The following is an 18,226-nucleotide window of genomic DNA, read 5'->3' on the forward strand; positions in this document are numbered from 1 at the left end:
GAGTTCGCTCGCTGGAGCCTACCGTTGGAATCGTTGGCTTTGACTTGAGCAATCCCCCGACAAACTACCCATTTAGTTGCGAGGTTAGTGTTCTCAATGAAAAAGTTCGATTACGCCAAGTCCCAGTCAATAGCGCTTTGACTGGTGGACAAGTTCGGCGTTGCTGGCTCAATCATGCGTGACATGCCCTGAGTGGGATCCGGGTGAGTCAGTGCCGACATCGTACCCATGCATAATGGCGGTACTCAAATTCGATGACAATGACATTGACGGCACATTGATCAAAGCCGCTGACAAGAAAGTCTACGTTGCTGCCAGAGGCCTTCCATCGTTTCTACTACGGCGGATAGGCTAATGATCGGCGGAGTATCGCATACCATTGTGCGCGTCATGCCGCTTAATCCGGCTGGGACTTACGTCTACTTCGAAGTTCAAGCTCGCAACTAGCTCAAGATTGCGGAGATGTATCTTTGGCTACTCAACCTTGATTGGTGTTTCCCTGTCGTCATTGTTAATGCGTTTTTGGCGGTAGAATGTGAATAAATACTATCGAGGACCGTCCTACCGTCAATCTCCCGCACGATTTGCTCGATGTCGTTGGTTTTGAAATATCGCTCAGCATCATGATCAGGAATAAAGCTGGTCTCAACTTGGAAGATGATCGATATCGTTCCGGCGCAGATATTAAGCAGAATATCATCATGAAGCGAGCCGATATCGATGATCGCCTGATCGGGCGCCCATAATCGCTATATCAAAAATGCAGAGGGTTTGGTCGCACCGTGAAAGCCCTCCAAGGCGATCGAAAAGCTACTCGTCACGTTCGCAAATTCGCCAACCAATTGGTTGGCGTGCTCGATTTGGAACCAGTCGACTCTGTTAGGGAAGTCAAAATCGAAATTGACCTCAAGATGATTGTACAACCAATATGTGTCTGGTCCTTCCCCATGAGGATTAATCGTATGATGTGGGCTTCCAAGGACACGTTTTACCTCGTCCATAGTCAAACCGTTTCGAATAGCGCCGAGGCTGCCGGTTTTCAGAAACTCTCGTACTGAGGCAATTGCTTTCGGCATGTTCGAGTTTGATCCAGCAGGCATCAACGTTTACTTCAGATTGCACGCGAGGGCATAAATGTAATGGGAAATTCAGGTTCTGGCCATTCCTCGCCATCGACGTAACCTTCGATTGATACAATTGCTTGGTCCTCAAAGAACAGAAGAAAGCCCAACGAATCTTCTGAACCATTCGGAAGAGCTTCTGGAATATATCGATAGACTCTATTGCTCCACTCCCAATCAAAAGCTTCGCTTGTGACGGTGATCTGGGTCAAAAATCCAACAGGGTTCCTGTCGCGGCTGATCACGTTTATTGCTTCTCGCGAGGGAAGAGGTTTTCCTTCCTGTTCGCAATATTTTCGCAAGATTGCATATTCGAGATCTGTAATCATTGCCTCTACACCATCATCAAGGTTGCGCCACTACAACCGGCAGCCACCGTCGTTTACCAAAAGCTATTCGTGAGGGCTTAGACCTCCTCATCCGGCCAAGCGTCACCGTTCAATCTGCAGGTGTAATCCATATGCATGGTTCCAAAAAAGGGACTCGTCGGCAATCTCACTCCATCAAGATCGAGAGTTAGGCGTTCAGAGCTATGCAGCCATTCGAGATGTGCACAAACGTCGTGAATGGCTGATTGACGGCTATCCAGAAGCATTTCAGCAATGATGAGCTTCTGGTCGTCATTGAATGACGCGAAGTTGCTTTCTTTTCTGCTCATCGGCAGTGAGTGGCATATCGGCTTCGTTGACGCGTTCCGAATACCCATGGGCCTTTATGCGGTTTGCGACCACATCACTTTTTGCAATGTCTACCAAACCATCGATGAACTGTTGGTAACGTCTGCCACCTTCTCTATATGTTACCGACATAATCTAACGCCCCGCATTTGTAGTATCATTCAAATAGGTTCCCGAAACGGTGCCTGATCGCAATCACTCTCCTCCTTCGAGGCCGATCACTTCAATGAATTCGTCAAAAGTCGGCGCAATGAGTAGGATGCTCTCGTCAAGATCTGTGTTTGTCATATCTACTGCGACAATTGGATAAGTGGGGTGTCTGAGATCGAACCCGATCATCTCTCCACCTCCATTTCCCCCAACGACAAAAATCTGCGGGAAAAACTCGTGAAAGGTGCCGTCTCGTTCAATATCTATGGTTTCTTCTGCTGAATGCAGGCAGAAATTGTACGGTGGACGAAGCAACGGTCCTTCTCCTCCATTGCTGTAGGAAAGTAGCGCGTAGTAACTTTCGGGAAGCGCAACCGGAGCAACAGCTTTCAGTTGTTCGATTGCATCTGATGAAGCGCCAGGTGAGCCAACCCATTCCCGATCTTCCAACATTGAAGCTATCCCCATTTTCACAGCAAGCCTGATACTTGGCTGAAACACAATTTCAGAATGGTTCAACATGCTCAAGCGCCGTTCAGCCCGCGAAAACGCGCCCGTAGGAGCGCAATCACACGACGCTGCCACGCATCACATCAATGTAGTTCAACTTGGCAATCTCGAATGCTGTCTCCAATGCGTTAATACCGCGTTCCACCTTATACTGCACTTCTGCATAGGAGATCGGAATCAACCAGTAGAACTTGATCGAATTGTTCTGAAATGGGAGGTTTTCTAAGGCCGGTCCATCCAAATAGGGTAAGGAAACCAAGCCGTGGGAGCATGTCGAGCCTTCCAACCATGGGCGACCGAAATTCACCGTGTGCCAAAGATCCAATGGCTCCGAAGTGCGGTGATAATGTGCGGTGACGACTAAGAGTTCCACAATCTCAGGTGAATCCACAGGGCTGAAAATGTGTAGCTCAACTGGGGTTGCGTCGTATGCTCTCGACATACCGCACGTAACAAAAGTCCACATATTTCGGTCAGCAGTAGGCGGATATTTTCTTATTTGAAATGTAGACCCTAATTCATTAATAGGGCCCTTTTCGAATTTGCAATGTGTTGCGGGTCTATCCCAGACCTTGTCGTAATGATCAGCTATTCTATCCGCCCAAATCACTGTAGCCCTCCAGCACTCGTTCAGGACGAGAATCTACGCCTCCATCTCGCCAACTTCGACTACCGCTAAAGCGATGGACAGCAATGCTCCCACGAGCAAAATCCAACTTGTGACCGCGTATGTGTGTTGCTGTTTGTTAAAGATACGCAGCGCAACCCATACAACACCTAAAGTAATCAAGGCTCCTATTACAGTCGCGCCGACGAAAGTCACGATGATGGTGGCTGGACTTGCCCCAATCGCCAGCTTTCCCAAGGCTTTGCTTGCCCCGTGCACAAGCGCCATTGCGATAACCGTCGCATCCGATGACATATTAATTTTTCATTCAATCCCCCGATTGCCCCACACACCCCGCGGGCGTTGTCACAGCACTAAAGACACTGCAAGTTTCCATCAACTGAAAGTTTCAACATGATCAAGTGCCTTTCAGCCCGCACACTCTGTTGGCTATTCGTCCTCTTCGTCTTCAGCGTCAGACTCAACTACTTCCCACATAAAGGCGTGCAACCGCATCTTCGATGCTCTTCTTTGAAGCACCGGACTTTTCCATCTAAAGAACTGATCTCTGTCGACAGGCGTGAGGTATTTGGTGGCGTTTTCTAGCGATGCATTCATGGAGAGCGTTGCCGACATCAAGAGCACCATCAAGGTCAAGCGGATATCTCGACCGAGAGTGCTTCCAAAACGGCTACGCTTGCGTGCCGATCGGTCATCTTGAGATTGATGCATGGGCGCGGCTGCACGGCGAAACGCCAGCAGCGTGGGAACTTAGAGCTTTGAGCGCAATGATATCGAAAAGATGCTTCTGCTCACCGCTTCAGAAGACGAGAACAAAGATGTGGTTTCGTCTCGCCCTATGTCGATGGATTTGTTTGACGCCTTGTTTTAACGTCGAGCGAGTTGATTGATGGAGACTAGCTTGGACCAGAAAATTGAGACGTTGTCCGAAGACGAGCTTGCACGTCTAGAAGAGCAAAGATCGTGGGTACGCGATCACTATGAAGACAGTGCACGCCACGAATACGCTACGTTTGAGGGGAAGCTGAAGCTCTTAGAGGCCATCTTAGCAAACGACTGGATCAACGCTGATGAAACATGGAAGTTGCAAAGCCTTGGCATCACATTCGGTGATGTTCTAGTTCAAGAGCTTGGTCTGCTCTGGGTCGCTGTCGAAGACGATTATGGCCGCGACCCCGCACTTATAGTTCAAGGCACAACGATCATATTCTTTCCACTAACCACCATTTCAAAACGGATCGAACGTGGTGAAACCGTGCATGTTCGCGAGATGTTTGAATCGTTCCGGGCATGGCTGGAGAAAATGTCGGCGGAATGTAAGGCCGATTGATCGTTGATCTCGGCCCATGTCGATGGAGTTATTCGATGCGAGTTGTTGTAGAAGAGCACATTGGTGAGGCTTAGGAATCATTGAACACTTGCCAAAGACCGGTTTTCTCTAACTCGTTCTTTGTGAAATCCCCATATCGACCCGGCGAATGCATAAGCCAAGGTTATCAGCCTGTTGTACGTGATATCTGAGATGGTTGGGCTGGAAACGACTGACAGGCAGATGATGGGGGAGAGGCGGTCCGCAGAAGTGACAACCTAAAACAATGCCCTATTTGCTCGCCGCAACTGAACCCCAGCCGTCATAGTCTGCATTGTTGTCCTTAGCCAAATTGTATAGCGGCCAAATAACTTCATCAATATTATCTGGAATATCTGACCTGATTAATGTCACCGTGTATTCACCACGCTCGTCGACGGTGTCTGCTGTGTTCGATCAGTCGTCACAATAAAGCCCATAGCCTCGCCAGAAGCCTTTATTTTCATTTGAATTTCTTGCGACGGACAGATTATGAAGTGATCAATGGCACGAGGCTGGGCGGTATCGTCGTTTTGTTCTCGCATATGGCTCAGAAGGTCGCCATTGCTAATCATCTGAAATTCCCATTCGTTGGGGTAAAGCAGATCAAGATAAGCTTCCCAACCTGGTTCTTTTGACCCAAAGCACTGGTATTTATAACCTTCGAATTTGGACATAACCAGATCAACACGCTTTTCGAGTGTGGCAGGCGTACTGTCGGCATTTGAGACTCGCGAAAAAATTCCAAACCTTCTCAGGATGACCTGATCTGGAAAATAGAAGTAATATAGGATTTTTCCATCGGTGGTCAGTTTCCCAGCCTGTATCCCTTGGTTCTGAGGTTTAACGACTGCCTCCACGATGGCGTCACCAATCGCGAACAAAGTGTCACCTTCATCGCGTTGGAAAAGCCCATCTTCCCGTGGATTCCGGATGTCGACTCGCACAACAAATAATTGGAGGTGTGATGCCATCGGGGCAACGGTTCGTAGGCTGAGATCGACCAAAATTGATGCCCGCTTTGACCTAAAATTCGTAAGACAGGTAGCCCATTTTTCATCAGGTCGATTATTGTTCAAAAGCACATTCCCCATCCCCATTTTGTGCAGTCAACTACGCTGTGATATGAAAAGCAACGCGTAAGAGGCCTTGCAGAAGGCTCCACTGCTGAACGTATCACTCGCACCGTTCAAATCGCCTGAGTTTCAACAATTTGAATAGAAAAGACGTCTAACGTCCGCATGTAACTCAGATGAATAGTAAAAAGGGGCAAACCATGTGGTGGGACTATGCAGATAACCCGGCTTACCTAAAGGCCCTTTACGATGTCGCCCCATCTTTAGGCCAGGTTGAAATCCTTAATATGCATTTGGGCCGGGACGGTCCCTCCCTCGAGCTTAACTTTTCAACGGAGTGTCTACCAGTTCGCCCTCCAGTGAAGTGGGGGGAATTCGATAGGGTCACTTTTCGAATACGTTTGTTTGACATCAGGAACTTGTCCGTCACCAAGTTTGGCAGAGCAGGGTTCTCTCGAATTGGAATCGAGAAACTCGGCGCTTTTCTAAACGTCGAAGTAGAAGGCGCTGTTACCATGTTTTGTTCGGCAAAGTATTTGGATGTAGTTACGATAACAGGTTACCAGCATACTGAGTCAGACGCTTAGGAATTAGGACACATCCACTTTCCTTCGACCAGCGCGACTTAAACATGCAGGTGTTGGCCCGCCTGGAACGAATAGAGCGGGATCGGCGAATAGCGCAACCTTCCAATTAAGTGTACCAATTCTCAGACAGGGGGATGACGCAGCTAATGAATGACGTGTTTTTTACAGTATTCTATTTGTTCTCTGTCTTTAGCGGATTTTATTATTTGTATGGCTTGGCCATCATTCTTGGGTTTGTTGCAGCAATGACGAGAAGTAATGGTTCAGCGTATAAATGGATGGTTGCCGCACTGGTTTGCCTTGCCTTCGGAGCAGTCACCCATTTTGCTGCCACTAATTTGCTTAGTGGCTTTTACGCACGGGGATAACAAAATCTTCGGTACGGGCATTAGTGCCATCCTATCAGTAAGCACCGGTGTCTCGCGATGCCGGGGAACGAAATCAAATACTCTTTACCTAATCAGTGATTGTTTGAATTATCTCAGTGCCGCTCCGGGCGATCACCGGAGTTCCCAACGAAGTCACCATGTCTTCAGGCAAATGTGGCCGAGTTGTTTCCTTGCCGATTAGGGGAGGATCGTCATCCGTCGGATAGAACAGAACGCTGTTAGATTGCCTGAGGACGCTGAGAAGAGCATCATAAAGCCTCGGGTCGGAACATGGTCGATTTATTGTAAGATCTGAGCAGAGTGATGCATCACCCTCCTTGAGGGAAAAATACAAGTCCGAAGTATTATTTTGACCGTAATCGAGCTTCCAGAGTCTATGTTGATTATCCCGCCCGACGACAAAAGGACCAAAAATCTCGTCAATCAAATCTAAACGGAAATACCCGGTTTCTCCGGCTTCGAAGCAGTTAATGAATATGTCTAAGCTCATTAAAGATTTCCTTGCGCGCGTCCGGAATTTGTCGGGCAAACTTGATTAGATCAAGCCGCTGTTCGACCATGCAGGTGTTAGATCGGCTGGAGGGGGAGAGCGAGACAGGAGAACCGCTGTTTCGCAATAAGTATTTCTAACGATAGGAAGTCGGATTTGGCACAGAACGATCATAAGTGAATTTATCTACCACAATTGCTCCGACCACATCGAAGGGTTCGCCCTTATCGACGACAGTCATTTTTCTGGTGAAATCAATTGCGCGGCCCGTCTCGGCCCATATCCTCACTCCGAACACTGCACTGCTACGATTCCGCTGCCATTGCCCGTTGAATGAGACGACCATTTTACCATCGACGATTGTGTCTGGCTGGCGGACGCAATTTGAAAAGGTGGGCGGGTCGGAGTGAGCGATCATTAGGGGTCTGGGATATCGGAACCAATTGCCTTTCGTGTCACTTTCAAACATGTCACGACCATTGAATCTTTGTGCAAGTAAAAGACGATCTGATGTCCCACCCGGCGGCGTCCACACCAGAGTAACCTGATATCGGCTAACGTTTCGGCTATCGTCGTAGATCTTGTTCACCTGAGCACACGAGCTGTCTGCCATAGCAGGTGAGGTAATGCAAAGAGCTATCAGAACGAGAAAACACCGCGGCATCGCCACCCCCACCGTCTATAGTGGTACAAACCGTTGCTGATCGGTCGAAATCAAGCCTTCGTGCGTTTGGGTCAGACATATTCCGACTTTAGCTGGCCATCGTCTGATCGGCTGGAGCGAATAGAGCGCGATCGGCGGCAACCCCGGAAGCGGCGACAGAGCATTCCTCAGCCTTGATTAGCACGTCAATTACCAACCTGAGCCTTTGCGAGCCGACATAAAAACTGGGTCTTGTACGCGTAGATCGCAACAAGCAGTATGAGGAAGACACCGGCATAGAAATGGACATAAGTCCCGATAAGAATAGGCACGAACATTGCTGAACTAAATTTAAGCCCAAACTGAAATCCTATTCTCCTGAAACCTAAGAAAAATGTGAATGCCCATGCGGAAAGGAGCATTGCTAGAAGTGCCCAATTTAGCGGAAGGGTAAATCGAAAAAATATCCATGCTGCAAACAAGATCAACATAGCGAACGCAGTGAGGGTACTTGGTTTCATGGCAGGTCCAGCGTTAGAAGCTAGTCAATACGTGAAACGTCTGAACATAGATTTAAGGAGCCCCGGTGTCCTCACGGATGCCGGGTTTTTTGTGACTATTGATCCTCAAGGAAACAGGAGTAGTGCCAGAAAAGACTTGGGGGGCGCATGTTCGTCAAACTACAGAAGATTTTGTCAGTATACTCGTCGTTGTGCTCGGCACCGATTGCGCTATGGTTGCCGAGCTGGCGGGTCATCACGGTTACTTTTTTGAAGGGTTTATCTCCCATGAGTCGGTGAACGACTCTTGCAGCAAATCAGTTCCGTTGATCAGGATCGCCCTCGATATTGATCCCAGTGATCGTAAGTGTTGCCCAGTATCTCGCAATCGCAATAGCCGCCATTAACTTTGCACCAGTCAAGCAAAGTACGAGATTGCTCTGGTGACAACCGCATGCTGGCTATTACGCTGTGAGCGTGGCGCTGGTCGTGTGAGCAGCTCACTTCCGACATCAGGTTATCCAGTTCCGAGAAAAACCGATCCAACTGAGCGTCATTCAACGGAAACTGATTGATTGCCTTCTCCGCTTCTTGAGCCTTCCAGTTTTTGAGAAGTGCTTTCTTCGCATCTTTGTCAGTCATATCCCCTCCGGTTTTAAACCTTTCCCTCGCTCTTATGTTCTCCTCAGTACCAGCTAATACCGTATCGGCCTGAGAAACCAAAGCTACCCCATTGCTTGCAGTCTTTATGATCGCACCAATTCTCGAACAACCCGGCAGGTGCGGATTCCATATGTGCGGGATACTCGGGCTTAGGCGAGGTCGGTGTTTCAGACTTTTGAGTCAGGTTCCGCGAAGTCTAGAAACTCTCTGAGAATTTCCAAAAGAGTTTCGGGCCCTCCGGCGGCTGTGAAAATATCGTTTTCGATATTGAACGTGTACCAGTTGGTTTCATGTTCGTAGTCAACTTGTTTTGGCTCAAATCGATGATATTCATCTACCAATGAGGTAGATCGAAGGTCTATTTGTACGTGCCAGCCGGGATTATCCAGCGTACTGATCTTTATTGCCTGATGGAGTTCCCACTCGCCGTCGCAATGGCTTTTGTACCAAGCTTGCAGCTTTGCTAGTTCAGTCCCATCGGGAGTTGCTCTTTTGGCGGTCGCATTCAACTGGTCAGCCATTAGTCAATCCTATGTCAATTTCGAAGTCGTTGCATTGAAATGAAAACGTTAATCCTTCGGCATCGCATATTTCATAATTGATATCCTCTCGTTGCCACGAGCGAACGTCTTTAATTGCCAACATGATGCCACCAAAGGCATCTACATTCCCGATTTTGGTATCCACCACACCATTGCAAATTAAAGACAGCCGCTGGTCAAGTTTATCAGTCAGAATGATTTTGACACACAGGCTGCCGGATAGATCAGCGCCGATAGTCTCACGTTCAAATGACAACGATTTTAAAAAGCAGAAATCGACCGTCCGCAGGGCGTTAAAAGCAGCACAATCATTGCGAATTTTGGTTTCAGCCATCGGGATTCCTAATCAATTTCGAAATAGGTATTCTGAACCGCTCGGCCGCGGTTTCATCTAGAGCAAGCGATGTGTTGTCTGCCACGTCTGTTATAGCTGTCACCTTCTGGTGAGTATGAACCCGCCAACAATTTTATCGTGGGTAACAGGAGCCTGCTAGCATTGCTAATGGGGTTTCGCTATCCGGTAACGATGCCTCAGTGCTTCGACCACAGACGAATCCTTTTCCAGCAGTGGTATTTCAAACCAAGGCGAGTAACCCTTTATAAGCTCAAACCTTCGCGTGTCGGATTTGATGAATTTTACGAGCGACTTGTAATAGGCTTTAAGTGCGTCTGATGGGCTAATGTGCTCTCTATTCTCTCGAATAAAAAACGAGCCATATCCGATAGATAGTTCAAATGCGGGAAGGTTTGCTCCGCGAATTGGGAAGGTATCGAATGTGATGTGTCCATCGCCGGAAAACGATGACACTGTGTGAATTTGCCCCATGTGTACATTGTTAGTGATGGTAGTTTTGAACGAGTCTGATGCAAATGACGGGTTCTTCAGAAAAAATTGACACATTCTGTTTTGAACGTCCTCCCACACGCTCGATAGGTGCTTGATTGTTTTGTCTGGGTTTTTATCTAACGTGGGTCGTATAAGATCGCAGTGATCAACAATAATATAAGAAAATAACGAACGCAGTTTGTTTTCAGAAATCACAAATTTCATTTCGGCCACGGGCATCTGCTCCTTGGTGCATTGTCAGACTGTAACTACCATGTGCCATCACCCTCAAATGCTGTCTCGTTGTAAACGGGATCGTTCGCAGCCGCATTGGTATAGAGAACGTGCAGTTCACCCTCGGTTTCATCCGGCACGCCTGTGAAAATGTAAATCTCGCCAAGTTCGGGATGATTGGCCCGGACAGCCTCAAAAGGAAACTCGGTAGGATCGGCAGATTCCGCGATGGTGATATTCTCTACGATTTCCTCGCCGTTCGAGGCGATATCGAATGAACCTGGCAGTTCCTCGACATCAGTCATGTTCGCTTCGACTTCTGCCGTATAATCTTCATCGAAATAGCTCTCGATGCTGTAGGTTTTTCCGCGAAATCTGACTTTCCAAGGCATAGCGGTTTCTCCGATTAGTTCTCAACGACCGTCGTTCCATCGACGTCATTGAATAGAAAAATTTCAGGCGATGGTGGAATAGGCTCACGCGAAATGGCAATCGTTGAACCATTGTCGAAAGCTATCGTGAATGTGTCTGGCGCTTCAATAAAGTCGGAGACTGAAGTATCCAGTTGCTCGGCTTTCCATTTAATAGTGGTATCCGTGTAAATCCCGAAGCGACTCCCATCAGCAAAATCCAGATTTAACTGGTTGAGTTCCATTGTTACGAAGCGCTTGAACTTCTTTCCTATGAGTCGATCTCGAAAGTGCATTTGGCGTCCTCCTAAAGCAAAAGCGGTTCTTCCTCGATCTTCTTTGATGGGGCGAGAACAATCAAATCATTTTCGGGCAGCGGCCGTTGCAACTGTAGCGCTTCCTCGGCCGGAGCATTGCGGCGAGCATAAAATCGAGGGAAGCTCGTAGAATCCCGGAGTATGGGCCATGTGAAACAGTTGGCGCGTTACTATCCGGGATAGAACACGTAGATGATTCTAAATGGGGCGGAATGATATGGTCGACAAAGAGTATGATCGCTCGGATATTTCTTTCGAACAGGCCATGGGCGCTGCTCCTCTGCCTAGACAGCTAGAACTGGAAGAGATTTCGCCTGAATTGCGCGCGCAGCTGTTTGCCGTGGTCTATCAAAGCATTCGCCCTGATCATTACAGCAATGTAACCGGCGATTGGAGTACGGTTCTTAAAGATATGCATGTCAAGCGATACCATAGGATGATTGACGAATATAACCCATCATACAGTTTCCACATCAAAGAGATTAAACAGATATTCACAAGTCAGAACCACATCGGAATTCTCGGATTCTTGGAATGGGTCATGCGTCAACCTCAACCGCCTTATGATTTTTGGAGGCGGATAGATGCAACTTTGAAGAGTTGTCGAGCTGCCTATCGCGTGGTGAATAAAGACACGATTGTTCCGATATCGAGCGTAGAAGAGAAGGAAACTCTGGACCGCGCCTTCTACGACTTGGCATCGACTGAGTATAATGGAGCGCGACAACATTTAAAACTAGCCGCAGACCGAGCTACAGAAGGCAAATGGGCCGATTCCATTCGCGAGAGCATGCATGCGGTCGAATCAACTGCAAAATCGATCGTGCCAGATGTAAAAGAGTTGGGACCAGCCTTGGCCAAACTTGAAGAAGGCGGCGGATTACATTCTGCACTAAAGAAGGGTTTTGGCAATCTTTACGGCTTTACGAGTGATGAAAAAGGTATTCGCCATGCGCTTCTAGAAAAAGATGCGGCGAGCGTCGATCAAACTGATGCACTGTTTATGCTGGGAGCGTGCGCTGCGTTTGTTTCGTACCTGATAAATAAAGCCAAGGTGTGAATGCACATGGGCGCTGAATCTTTCATAGCTAATACTTGGGCTGCCATTCAATGGGGGGCAATCCTGCAAACATTTTTGGCAGCTGGCTGTGGAACTATCATATTCGAAATAATACGGGATTATTGCAAACACCGAAGAGATCGAGATGCAAAGGGCGCTTATCTGGCAATTCGAATAGCCGTACTCTTGGAAGGGTTTGCCACAAACTGTGCAAAGCTAATCCAGGATAACATTCGCAATCGTCGTCAACCCGAGAGTGATGGCGGTATTGCGATCAAAACTCAACTGCCAAAGTTTCCAGAACTTCCTGCTGATGACACTGAGGGGTGGCGCGCATTGCCGCGGCCGCTATTTAGCAAGGTATTGGGTTTCGAGAGTAGGGTTGCGAGCGCTCAGGAAATGGTAGACTTCATTCTTGAATCAGAAGGTAATTTAGTCGAGCGCGAGATTGTGAGTCTTGTAGGAAAACTCGGACTTGATGCGTTAAACACCGCCGCTAATCTTCGATCAAAATTTGGCGCACCAAAGGTTGAGCTGGATTGGAACTATCCAGACTTTCTCGAAGTAGTCGTTGGAATTGCTGATCATCCCAACTCCCATGGTGTCAAGTTAGAACCTGAGGGCTCGTTCAGAAGTAAGGTACAGCAACGAATCATGCGGCATTTGAATCTCGGTAAAAAATAACATGATAGACCTTTGATGATGGCTGGGAGCTGCAATCAGGTCACCCTATAGCGGCGACAAAAACGTGGCTCGCTGCAATCTGTGAGAATCAAAGTTCCTTTGAAGGGCCTTTGATGAGCGTTTTAAGGCCCTTCAAAAAATATGGTTTATTCTAAAATCGGGTGGCAAATTTTCAGAATCGCGCGGCGCGCTACAGCGCTACAGGTGCACCACAGTCATTTCACTATAGCTCATTGAAATACCTCCTCTTTAGGAGAATGGTAGCGAAGGAGGGATTCGAACCCCCGACACAAGGATTATGATTCCTCTGCTCTAACCTACTGAGCTACTTCGCCCCATATGTCTTGCGATCCGTAAATGGCTGCCTCATAAAGCTGACCTGGGAGCGCACTGTCATTCGCCGAAGACGGGCGACAGGGACGTGGGCGGATATATGTGGGTGGAATGGGCCTGTCAAGCAATCTTCTCTACCAGCAAGTCCAGAAATTGTCCGAAAACCGATTCATCACAGTTACCGTCTATGAAAAACCGGGAAAATCTATCCAATCGCGTTCCTTTTCGCCGTTGGTCACAACAATATTTACCATGCTTGTCCACTGTATGGGTTGAATTCTTTGGTAGCCATGTTTGCAACACTTGTGTTCGTTAGTTGCTCCAGATATTGCATGCGGACATGAACAAGGCTGAAAAGATGGCTCCACGAATTGCAGTGCTCGGTTGTGGTTATTGGGGCAGCAATCATATCCGTACATTGAAAAGCCTCGGCGCGCTTTACGCCGTGGCTGATCAAAATAGCGATCGCGCTGCGGGCTTTGCTGCCGAGCAGGGTGTATTGCATATTGAGGTCGAAGACCTTTTCACTCATCCTGACGTTGATGCCATCGTCATGGCACTGCCGCCGCAGTTTCACGCTGCAGCCGCAATACGCGCCGTAAACAACGGTAAAGACGTTCTTGTCGAAAAGCCGATTGCCTTGACCGTGCCTGATGCGGAGGCAGCCGTGAAGGCTGCCCGCGATAATAATCGCATCTTCATGGTTGGCCATGTTCTTCGTTTTCATCCGGCCTTTGAGAAGTTGCTGGAATTGATCAAGGTCGGCGATCTTGGTGATGTTCGCTATATCCACTCGCACAGACTGGGTCTTGGAAAATTTCATACGGAAAATGATGCGCTATGGGATCTTGCGCCGCATGACTTGTCGATGATTCTTGCAATCACCGGTACGGAGCCATTGGAAGTGCGGGGCGAGGGTGCAGCGGTTCTGGATCATTTGAGTGATTTCGCCCATCTTCATCTGCGCTTTCCAAATAATGTGCGGGGACATCTGTTTGCCTCGCGGCTTAATCCCTATCGTGAGCGCCGCTTGACGGTGGTCGGGACCAAGGCCATGGCAGTTTTCGACGATATGGAGCCGTGGGACCGCAAGCTGGCTGTCTACAAACATTCGATCTGGCAGGATAATGGCCAGTGGGCTTCGACCACGGAAGAGCCGAGCTATATCAAGGTCGCGCAAGGAATGCCGCTGACGCGCGAATGCCAAAGCTTCATTCACAGCATCCAAACGCGTGAAGAGCCGAAAACCGATGGCGAAGAGGCCGTTCGCGTCTTGCGTATCCTGACGGCAGGCACCGTGGCTCACAACAAGGCCGGCTAACCTTCCTTGCCCTCCGGGATCGGCGTTGTTAGAACGGCCACGCCTTGTTACAAGAAGAGGCAAACTTTGAACGGCAACATCTGGCGGTTGTCGATCCGCCCTTTTAAAGAGTTGCCTAGATCTCGCCCGCAATGGATTCGCGGGAAACTTTTATTGGAGCAATGATGCAGTTCATCGATCTCGGCGCACAGCGTGAACGGATTAGCGGCAAACTTGACGCGGCCATCGCTAAAGTGGTGCGTGAAGGCAAATATATTCTCGGTCCGGAAGTCGCCGAATTTGAGAAACGCCTGGCCGATTATATCGGCGTTGAACACGTCGTTGCCTGCGCTAACGGCACGGATGCGCTGCAAATTCCACTGATGGCCAAGGGCATTGGTCCTGGCGATGCGGTGTTTGTTCCAAGCTTTACCTTTGCTGCAACAGCCGAAGTTGTTGCATTGGTCGGTGCGGAGCCGGTGTTTATCGATGTCGATCCCGACACCTACAACATTAATGTTGAGCAATTGCAGGCAGCGGTTGATGCGGTCCGGGCCGAAGGCCGGTTGCAGCCTAAGGCGGTTATTCCCGTTGACTTGTTTGGCCTGGCTGCGAATTACACCTCCATTTCGGCAGTCGCCGCCAAAGAAGGCCTGTTTGTTATCGAGGATGCTGCGCAGTCTATTGGCGGCAAACGTGACAATGCCATGTGCGGTGCCTTTGGAGACGTCGGCGCAACCAGTTTCTATCCGGCAAAGCCACTTGGTTGCTATGGCGATGGCGGCGCGATGTTTACCAATAATGGCGAGTTGGCCGAAATAATGCGGTCCGTGCTTTTCCACGGCAAAGGCGAAACCCAATATGACAATGTGCGCATCGGCCTGAACTCGCGACTGGATACGATTCAAGCGGCGATCCTCATCGAAAAACTGGCAATTCTTGAAGATGAGATGGAAACGCGGCAGGTTGTTGCCAAGCGCTATGCTGCAGGCTTGAAGGATATTGCCAAGGTTGCTGTCATGCCGGAAGGTTCGCGTTCAGCCTGGGCACAATATGCTATCGAAACTGAAAACCGTGATGGGCTGAAAGCACATCTGCAAGCGAACGGCATTCCTTCGGTTATTTATTACGTGAAGCCTCTGCATTTGCAGGATGCATATAAGCATTATGGCCGCGCACCGGGCGGGCTTCCGGTTTCAGAAACTTTGCCGAAGAATATACTCTGCCTGCCGATGCATCCTTATCTCAGCGCGGATGATCAAGACAGGATCATTGCTACAATCCGGGACTTTCATGAAAAAGGGGCCTGAGGCCCCAATTTCTCAAATATGATGATGTGATCAGGCGTGCAGACTGCTCTGTGCGGCCAGCTTCTTGAGCATGGCTTCGGCCTGTGGAGCGCGTTCCGAACGGCCGATGAAGCCGCCGCCATAAACGCGGGCTGTGTTGCTGTCGTCGGAATAAAGAACACAGGCCTGGCCCGGTGCAATACCGCTTTCGCCATCAACCAGTTCCACCCATGTTTCACCAGCCTGATGATGTAGAACTGCAGGGCGGGGCGGGCGTGTTGAACGCACTTTGGCATAAATTTCGACACCGTTTTCCGAGATGTCGGTCAATGCTTCATCGCCGAGCCAATTGACGTCGCGCAAATAGACTTTTCGGGTCTCAAGCGCTTCGCGTGGCCCAACGACCACGCGCGCATTGGCAGCGTCGAGATGCACGACATACAATGGATCGCCTGTGGCGACGCCAATTCCGCGACGCTGACCGATAGTGTAATGGACAATACCCTCATGCCGCCCAAGCACGCGGCCATCTATATGGACAATGTCGCCGGGATTTGCCGCTTCCGGCTTTAATTTCGAGATAATGTCGGAATATTTGCCTTGCGGGACAAAGCAGATGTCTTGGCTATCCTGCTTATTGGCAACGGTCAGGCCAAGTTCTTCGGCGATGGCACGCGTCTCCGCCTTGGTCAGTCCACCGAGTGGAAAGCGCAAATAATCGATTTGTTCCTGCGTTGTGGCGAACAGAAAATAGCTCTGGTCTTTATCGGTGTCTACGGGGCGGAAAAGCGAGCGATGCGCACCATTTGCACGGCTGCGAATATAATGACCCGTTGCAAGGGCGTCGGCACCGAGGTCACGGGCTGTTTGCAACAGATCGGCAAACTTCACGGTCTGATTGCAGGACACGCATGGAATCGGCGTTTCGCCGCTAACATAGCTGGCAGCGAAGGGATCAATGACTGCTTCACGAAAGCGCGCTTCGTAATCGAGTACGTAGTGGGGGATGCCAATGCGCTCGGAAACCCTGCGCGCGTCTTCGATATCCTGGCCGGCACAACAGGAACCAGCACGGTGAGTCGAGGCGCCATGATCATAAAGTTGCAAGGTTACGCCAACAACGTCATAGCCCTGGCGTTTAAGAATGCCTGCGACAACAGAGGAATCCACGCCGCCGGACATGGCAACGACGATACGAGTGTCTTCCGGCCGAGCCGGTAGATCGAGACTGTTCAGTGTCATAAGCAATTCCAATTGGATGCAGCGGCATAAAAGCGCATGGCTGATGTCCGCTCTATATAGGTGAAATGGGAGAGCCTGCCAACAAGAACCGGCATCACAACTATTTTTTCCCGCGAAGTCTGTTTCGCCTGCTTGTCCGGAACTTTGATCAGCTGCTTGGCGGGTTCGGCTAAAGTTTAACAAAAACAATATGATTCCATTAACCGAAGTTACCAGAGAGTGACTACGTGTTTAGTCAATTATTAAAGCCCTGCATGTATTGTCAGCTGCGATAGGTCTTGAAGTTAAGTGTAGAGAGTACAATGACCGATCTTGTTCGACCGAGAGTAAAATATGTAATCGGCCCGGATGGCAGCCCGCTGACCATCGCCGATCTTCCACCCGCTAGCACGCGGCGTTGGGTAATTCGCCGCAAGGCCGAGGTGGTTGCCGCTGTACGCGGCGGTCTTCTCAGTCTTGAGGAAGCCTGCCAACGCTATACACTAACGGTGGAAGAGTTCCTGTCCTGGCAGTCGTCGATCTCGGATCACGGCTTGGCAGGTCTTCGAACGACCCGGATACAGCAATATCGTCATTAGATGATGGTGCCTATAAACGTGGAAAAGGCTGGTCTTCGGATCAGCCTTTTCCTTTTTGACCGATTTGCTTGTGTATCGTAGGGGCAGTCAGTCGCTAGTTTTCGGCATCCTTGCGCACAACGAAATGGGTGGCAACAGCCGAAAGTATGGCGGATATGGTGAAAAACCACAGGCCAGGTTGAGCAATAGCAGTGGCGAGGCCGCTGGTCTTGGCGCCGAAAATCACCAAAGCCACCAATAACACGTCCAACATTGACCATTTCGACAGGAACGCAACGGAATGGCGCCATTTGTGTCTTGCGGGGGTGGTCTGCAGAGCCGTCATTTGAGCCACTCCAAGCTTTGTGATTGGCAAAACGACGGAAAAGAGTGCGACAATTATTGCAAGCAGTTGATCGCCGCCGCCCCACAGGGATTGTATGATACCGAGCAGTGACGGGTTTTCTTCAAAGAAATACAGTTTACTGACATTCATCAGGGGCATGGTCAGACCGAGTGCCAATGTGAATGTAGCAATAAACAGAAGTAACGGAACAATTGATCGCATTGACAACAGAGTTTCCAGTTAGCCTGTCAGGGCTATGGCACAGGATGGTTGCATCTATCCAGAGCAAAGCAATTTTTGGTAA

27 protein-coding genes and 1 tRNA gene are annotated in these 18,226 nt (G+C 49.3%); 8 read left to right on the top strand and 20 right to left on the bottom strand.

Annotation, left to right across the window (positions count from 1 at the left end):
* Window positions 1-749: 749 nt before the first annotated feature.
* The 7 genes from ACTJI9_RS00820 to ACTJI9_RS00850 all read right to left on the bottom strand — a co-directional run bounded on the left by ACTJI9_RS00820 (window position 750) and on the right by ACTJI9_RS00850 (window position 3,380).
* Window positions 750-1,076 carry a hypothetical protein gene (locus tag ACTJI9_RS00820; RefSeq protein ID WP_440805410.1) on the bottom strand — a complete coding sequence of 109 codons (327 nt, stop codon included), beginning with the start codon at window positions 1,074-1,076 and terminating at the stop codon, window positions 750-752.
* A 35-nt stretch (window positions 1,077-1,111) separates the two neighbouring features.
* Window positions 1,112-1,366, bottom strand: coding sequence for a hypothetical protein (locus ACTJI9_RS00825; RefSeq protein WP_440805413.1), 255 nt, complete (start codon window positions 1,364-1,366; stop codon window positions 1,112-1,114).
* A 161-nt stretch (window positions 1,367-1,527) separates the two neighbouring features.
* Window positions 1,528-1,827, bottom strand: coding sequence for a DUF6547 family protein (locus tag ACTJI9_RS00830; protein ID WP_440805416.1), 300 nt, complete (start codon window positions 1,825-1,827; stop codon window positions 1,528-1,530).
* On the bottom strand, window positions 1,742-1,930 hold the full coding sequence (locus ACTJI9_RS00835; protein WP_440806244.1) for a hypothetical protein: 189 nt from the start codon (window positions 1,928-1,930) through the stop codon (window positions 1,742-1,744). Before ACTJI9_RS00835 ends, ACTJI9_RS00830 begins: the two co-directional genes overlap by 86 nt.
* Before the next feature lie 63 nt (window positions 1,931-1,993).
* The gene (locus ACTJI9_RS00840) at window positions 1,994-2,470 is read right to left on the bottom strand and encodes an SMI1/KNR4 family protein (RefSeq protein ID WP_440805418.1); all 477 of its coding nucleotides are present in this window, start codon (window positions 2,468-2,470) and stop codon (window positions 1,994-1,996) included.
* A 46-nt stretch (window positions 2,471-2,516) separates the two neighbouring features.
* Window positions 2,517-3,068, bottom strand: coding sequence for a suppressor of fused domain protein (locus ACTJI9_RS00845; protein WP_440805420.1), 552 nt, complete (start codon window positions 3,066-3,068; stop codon window positions 2,517-2,519).
* Window positions 3,069-3,101: 33 nt separating this feature from the next.
* Window positions 3,102-3,380 (bottom strand): hypothetical protein, encoded by a 279-nt coding sequence (locus tag ACTJI9_RS00850; RefSeq protein WP_440805422.1) that lies wholly within the window; start codon window positions 3,378-3,380, stop codon window positions 3,102-3,104.
* 607 nt (window positions 3,381-3,987) lie between these two features.
* On the opposite strand from ACTJI9_RS00850, the gene ACTJI9_RS00855 reads away from it, so the two are divergent.
* Window positions 3,988-4,416, top strand: a complete 429-nt coding sequence (locus ACTJI9_RS00855; protein WP_440805424.1) for a DUF3806 domain-containing protein — start codon at window positions 3,988-3,990, stop codon at window positions 4,414-4,416.
* A 270-nt stretch (window positions 4,417-4,686) separates the two neighbouring features.
* On the opposite strand, the gene ACTJI9_RS00860 is transcribed toward ACTJI9_RS00855, so the two are convergent.
* Together ACTJI9_RS00860 and ACTJI9_RS00865 are read right to left on the bottom strand one after the other, a co-directional pair.
* On the bottom strand, window positions 4,687-4,809 hold the full coding sequence (locus ACTJI9_RS00860; RefSeq protein WP_440805426.1) for a ribonuclease E inhibitor RraB: 123 nt from the start codon (window positions 4,807-4,809) through the stop codon (window positions 4,687-4,689).
* Window positions 4,806-5,513 (bottom strand): DUF695 domain-containing protein, encoded by a 708-nt coding sequence (locus ACTJI9_RS00865; protein WP_440805429.1) that lies wholly within the window; start codon window positions 5,511-5,513, stop codon window positions 4,806-4,808. Before ACTJI9_RS00865 ends, ACTJI9_RS00860 begins: the two co-directional genes overlap by 4 nt.
* A 197-nt stretch (window positions 5,514-5,710) precedes the next feature.
* On the opposite strand from ACTJI9_RS00865, the gene ACTJI9_RS00870 reads away from it, so the two are divergent.
* Together ACTJI9_RS00870 and ACTJI9_RS00875 are read left to right on the top strand one after the other, a co-directional pair.
* On the top strand, window positions 5,711-6,097 hold the full coding sequence (locus tag ACTJI9_RS00870) for an Imm50 family immunity protein (RefSeq protein ID WP_440805432.1): 387 nt from the start codon (window positions 5,711-5,713) through the stop codon (window positions 6,095-6,097).
* Between the two features lie 146 nt (window positions 6,098-6,243).
* Window positions 6,244-6,465 (top strand): hypothetical protein, encoded by a 222-nt coding sequence (locus ACTJI9_RS00875; RefSeq protein WP_440805434.1) that lies wholly within the window; start codon window positions 6,244-6,246, stop codon window positions 6,463-6,465.
* Between the two features lie 88 nt (window positions 6,466-6,553).
* Here the strand turns inward: ACTJI9_RS00875 and ACTJI9_RS00880 are convergent, their stop codons facing one another.
* The 8 genes from ACTJI9_RS00880 to ACTJI9_RS00915 all read right to left on the bottom strand — a co-directional run bounded on the left by ACTJI9_RS00880 (window position 6,554) and on the right by ACTJI9_RS00915 (window position 11,090).
* Window positions 6,554-6,976, bottom strand: coding sequence for a hypothetical protein (locus tag ACTJI9_RS00880; RefSeq protein WP_440805436.1), 423 nt, complete (start codon window positions 6,974-6,976; stop codon window positions 6,554-6,556).
* Between the two features lie 136 nt (window positions 6,977-7,112).
* Window positions 7,113-7,394: a hypothetical protein gene (locus ACTJI9_RS00885; RefSeq protein ID WP_440805438.1), complete on the bottom strand. Its 282-nt coding sequence runs from the start codon at window positions 7,392-7,394 to the stop codon at window positions 7,113-7,115.
* A gap of 1,055 nt (window positions 7,395-8,449) precedes the next feature.
* A complete protein-coding gene (locus ACTJI9_RS00890) occupies window positions 8,450-8,761 on the bottom strand; it encodes a DUF2695 domain-containing protein (protein ID WP_440805441.1) in 312 nt (103 codons plus the stop codon).
* A 188-nt stretch (window positions 8,762-8,949) separates the two neighbouring features.
* Entirely contained in the window at window positions 8,950-9,303 is a 354-nt protein-coding gene (locus ACTJI9_RS00895; protein WP_440805443.1) for an immunity 53 family protein, read from the bottom strand.
* Complete coding sequence (locus ACTJI9_RS00900) at window positions 9,296-9,658, bottom strand: hypothetical protein (protein WP_440805446.1); 363 nt, start codon at window positions 9,656-9,658, stop codon at window positions 9,296-9,298. The genes ACTJI9_RS00895 and ACTJI9_RS00900 overlap by 8 nt, the downstream gene beginning before the upstream one ends.
* A 165-nt stretch (window positions 9,659-9,823) precedes the next feature.
* Window positions 9,824-10,384: a hypothetical protein gene (locus ACTJI9_RS00905; RefSeq protein ID WP_440805448.1), complete on the bottom strand. Its 561-nt coding sequence runs from the start codon at window positions 10,382-10,384 to the stop codon at window positions 9,824-9,826.
* A gap of 35 nt (window positions 10,385-10,419) precedes the next feature.
* Window positions 10,420-10,776 (bottom strand): hypothetical protein, encoded by a 357-nt coding sequence (locus ACTJI9_RS00910; protein ID WP_440805450.1) that lies wholly within the window; start codon window positions 10,774-10,776, stop codon window positions 10,420-10,422.
* A gap of 14 nt (window positions 10,777-10,790) precedes the next feature.
* Window positions 10,791-11,090 carry a hypothetical protein gene (locus ACTJI9_RS00915; protein WP_440805451.1) on the bottom strand — a complete coding sequence of 100 codons (300 nt, stop codon included), beginning with the start codon at window positions 11,088-11,090 and terminating at the stop codon, window positions 10,791-10,793.
* Window positions 11,091-11,328: 238 nt separating this feature from the next.
* On the opposite strand from ACTJI9_RS00915, the gene ACTJI9_RS00920 reads away from it, so the two are divergent.
* Both ACTJI9_RS00920 and ACTJI9_RS00925 read left to right on the top strand, forming a co-directional pair.
* A complete protein-coding gene (locus tag ACTJI9_RS00920; RefSeq protein WP_440805454.1) occupies window positions 11,329-12,171 on the top strand; it encodes an AbiJ-NTD4 domain-containing protein in 843 nt (280 codons plus the stop codon).
* Window positions 12,172-12,177: 6 nt separating this feature from the next.
* Complete coding sequence (locus ACTJI9_RS00925; protein WP_440805457.1) at window positions 12,178-12,855, top strand: hypothetical protein; 678 nt, start codon at window positions 12,178-12,180, stop codon at window positions 12,853-12,855.
* A 258-nt stretch (window positions 12,856-13,113) separates the two neighbouring features.
* On the opposite strand, the gene ACTJI9_RS00930 is transcribed toward ACTJI9_RS00925, so the two are convergent.
* Window positions 13,114-13,190, bottom strand: a tRNA-Met gene (locus ACTJI9_RS00930).
* A 356-nt stretch (window positions 13,191-13,546) separates the two neighbouring features.
* Between ACTJI9_RS00930 and ACTJI9_RS00935 the strand changes: the two genes are divergently transcribed.
* Both ACTJI9_RS00935 and ACTJI9_RS00940 read left to right on the top strand, forming a co-directional pair.
* The gene (locus tag ACTJI9_RS00935) at window positions 13,547-14,509 is read left to right on the top strand and encodes a Gfo/Idh/MocA family protein (protein ID WP_115053217.1); all 963 of its coding nucleotides are present in this window, start codon (window positions 13,547-13,549) and stop codon (window positions 14,507-14,509) included.
* A 164-nt stretch (window positions 14,510-14,673) separates the two neighbouring features.
* Complete coding sequence (locus tag ACTJI9_RS00940) at window positions 14,674-15,798, top strand: DegT/DnrJ/EryC1/StrS family aminotransferase (RefSeq protein ID WP_307286208.1); 1,125 nt, start codon at window positions 14,674-14,676, stop codon at window positions 15,796-15,798.
* Window positions 15,799-15,828: 30 nt separating this feature from the next.
* On the opposite strand, the gene mnmA is transcribed toward ACTJI9_RS00940, so the two are convergent.
* The gene (gene mnmA, locus ACTJI9_RS00945) at window positions 15,829-17,019 is read right to left on the bottom strand and encodes a tRNA 2-thiouridine(34) synthase MnmA (RefSeq protein ID WP_307279708.1); all 1,191 of its coding nucleotides are present in this window, start codon (window positions 17,017-17,019) and stop codon (window positions 15,829-15,831) included.
* 302 nt (window positions 17,020-17,321) lie between these two features.
* Here mnmA and sciP point away from each other — a divergent pair, with 302 nt between their 5' ends.
* Window positions 17,322-17,597, top strand: a complete 276-nt coding sequence (gene sciP / locus ACTJI9_RS00950) for a CtrA inhibitor SciP (RefSeq protein ID WP_008124404.1) — start codon at window positions 17,322-17,324, stop codon at window positions 17,595-17,597.
* A 94-nt stretch (window positions 17,598-17,691) separates the two neighbouring features.
* On the opposite strand, the gene ACTJI9_RS00955 is transcribed toward sciP, so the two are convergent.
* Window positions 17,692-18,144 carry a paraquat-inducible protein A gene (locus tag ACTJI9_RS00955; protein WP_115052347.1) on the bottom strand — a complete coding sequence of 151 codons (453 nt, stop codon included), beginning with the start codon at window positions 18,142-18,144 and terminating at the stop codon, window positions 17,692-17,694.
* Window positions 18,145-18,226: the final 82 nt, after the last annotated feature.

This window comes from Phyllobacterium sp. 22552, from assembly GCF_052044585.1.
GTDB lineage: Bacteria > Pseudomonadota > Alphaproteobacteria > Rhizobiales > Rhizobiaceae > Phyllobacterium > Phyllobacterium ifriqiyense.